The organism is Halopseudomonas xiamenensis (assembly GCF_014219065.1).
Taxonomy (GTDB): Bacteria; Pseudomonadota; Gammaproteobacteria; order Pseudomonadales; family Pseudomonadaceae; genus Halopseudomonas; species Halopseudomonas xiamenensis.
Genome location: NZ_JACLGO010000071.1, coordinates 1 through 1,139 on the forward strand (window position 1 = coordinate 1; position 1,139 = coordinate 1,139).

General features: G+C 53.4%; 1 protein-coding gene. It reads right to left on the reverse strand.

The features are described from left to right. Nucleotides 1-63: 63 nt before the first annotated feature. The gene (locus tag H6X51_RS19850; RefSeq protein WP_185269135.1) at nt 64-1,098 is read right to left on the reverse strand and encodes an IS481 family transposase; all 1,035 of its coding nucleotides are present in this window, start codon (nt 1,096-1,098) and stop codon (nt 64-66) included. Nucleotides 1,099-1,139 lie beyond the last annotated feature (41 nt).

Genomic DNA, 1,139 nt, shown 5'->3' on the forward strand with positions numbered 1-1,139 from the left:
TGTAGAAGTTCAGACTTGATCTGACAGTTACCGAGTTTTCTGGCTGCGACTGTCAGGTCAAATTCAGCCTATCGATTTTTCCTGCCAGATTTTCTTTCCATCAGCGAAGGTGTCCACTGGCGTCCGTCCGCAGCACATTTTCCCCTGATGAGTTCGCTCATGATTGTAGTGTGCGAGCCATTCGTCAAGATCGGCCTGAAGTGCTTCCATGCTCTGGTAGATCTTCTTGCGGAAAGTGACCTGATAGAACTCCTGCAGGATGGTCTTATGGAAGCGCTCGCAGATCCCGTTGGTCTGGGGTGACGCTGCCTTCGTACGAGTATGCTCAATGTCGTTCATGGCCAGATAAAGCTGGTAATCATGCTGCTCCAGCTTGCCGCAATACTCCGTTCCTCGGTCGGTAAGGATTCGCAGCATCCCAACCCCTTCATCAGCAAAAAACGGCAGCACCTGATCATTCAGAAGATCAGCAGCAGTGATCGGTGTCTTGGTGTTATACAGCTTGGCGAACGCCACCTTGCTGTAGGTATCCACGAAGGTCTGCTGATAGATCCGTCCAACACCTTTCATGGTGCCGACATAGAAGGTGTCCTGAGAGCCGAGATAGCCCGGATGAGCCGTTTCGATCTCACCGCAGGCAATATCGTCATCCCGCTTCTTCTCCAGGGCGACAACTTGCGCCTCCGTCAGCACTGCGCCTGTCTCGGCAACATGCTTTTCCAGTGCATTAAGCCGCTGCTTGAAGTTCGCCAGTTCGTTACGCAGCCAGATCGAACGCACGCCAGACGGACTGACAAAGGTACCGCGCTTGCGCAGCTCATTGCTGACGCGAACTTGACCATGAGCAGGTTGCTCAAGGGCGTAAGCCAACACGGCTTGCTCAATGACTTCATCCACGCGGTTCTTGATATTGGGACGCTTGCGATCCTTCTGCAGCAACGCTTCTACACCACCACTGGCCTTGGCTTCCTGGTACCGATAGAAGGTGTCACGCGAGACGCCCATGATCTTGCAGGCCTGGGACACGTTACCCAATTCCTCGGCCAGGTTCAGCAGGCCCAGCTTGTGTTTGACGATCGGTTGATTTACAACATTCATGCGGGGTTACTCCTATGAGTGAGATGATTGGTCGCACAACC

Excerpts from the sequence above, each read along its gene's own strand:
- H6X51_RS19850 (WP_185269135.1), bottom strand. The coding sequence starts at position 1,098 with ATGAATGTTGTAAATCAACCGATCGTCAAACACAAGCTGGGCCTGCTG.